A 1,234-nucleotide genomic window follows, 5' to 3' on the forward strand; every position below is an offset into this window, starting at 1 on the left:
GGCTGTTGCTCACGCAGCGCGCGCTTCGGGCACTGCTGCCGCTACCGAGCGGACTCACTGTCCTGGAACTGGACACGCTGGCGCTGACGGCCGAGCCGGCGCACAACCCCGAAGTACCGGTGAGCGGAGAGAACCTGGCCTATGTGATCTACACCTCCGGCTCCACCGGACGGCCCAAAGCAGTCGCCGTCGCCCACGCCCCCCTGGCCATGCATCTGCAAGCCGTCATCGGCAAATTCGGACTCTCCACGAGCGACCGCCTGCTGCAGTTCGCCTCCCTCAGCTTCGACGCCGCCGTCTCCCAATGGGCATCTCCGCTGGTTGCGGGCGGCGCTGTCGTCGTGCTCGCGACCGAAGACCGGGAAACAGCCCGGCTGACCGCGGCAGCCCGCGCCCGGGGCCTCACCGCCTTCCACCTGCCGCCGGCCTACCTGCGGGAACTGGCAGCCACCCAGGACGAAAGCGGACTCCCGGTGAGACTGTGCATTGCCGGTGGAGAAGCCTGGCCGGCGGAGAACTACCGTACCGCCTGCAAAGCCTTCACGCCCGAACGCCTGGTGAACTCCTACGGCCCGACCGAAGCGGTGATCAGCCCCTGCGTCTGGGAAGGCCGGCGTGACGACATCCTGCAAAGCGCCTATGTCCCCATAGGCCGGCCAGTAGGCGAGCGCAAAGCCTACGTGCTGGACACCGAACTCAACCTGACCCCGGCCGGCGTGGCCGGCGAGCTGTACCTGGGCGGCGTCGGCCTGGCGCGCGGCTACCTGAACCGTCCCGGCCTGAGTGCCGAGCGCTTCATCGCCGACCCCTACGACGAAGCCGGTGGGCGGCTGTACCGCACCGGCGACCTGGTGCGCTGGAACGCGGAAGGCGAACTGGAGTACCTGGGCCGGATAGACCATCAAGTGAAGATCCGGGGCTTCCGCATCGAACTGGGCGAAGTGGAAGCGCAGCTGCTGGCCCAACCGGAAATCCGTGAAGCGGTGGTGGTGGCCGACGAAGGCCCGGGCGGGGCACGGCTGGTGGGCTACGTGTCGGCCCAGGCGGGCGCGGAGATCGACACCGCGGAACTGCGCACCAAGCTGGGCGAGCAACTGCCGGACTACATGGTGCCCTCGGTGCTGATGGTGCTGGATAGCCTGCCGCTGAACGCCAACGGCAAGATAAACCGCAAGGCGCTGCCGAAGGCGGAGGCGGGCAGCACGCAAGCCTACGAAGCGCCGCAAGGCGAAGT

At 68.3% G+C, this 1,234-nt stretch carries 1 protein-coding gene; it reads left to right on the top strand.

The window, feature by feature from the left end:
- On the top strand, positions 1–1,234 hold a 1,234-nt coding region (locus C7389_RS24715; protein ID WP_162851840.1), incomplete at both ends, for an amino acid adenylation domain-containing protein.

Origin of the sequence: Azoarcus indigens (assembly GCF_004361735.1) — a bacterium.
Taxonomy (GTDB): domain Bacteria; phylum Pseudomonadota; class Gammaproteobacteria; order Burkholderiales; family Rhodocyclaceae; genus Azoarcus; species Azoarcus indigens.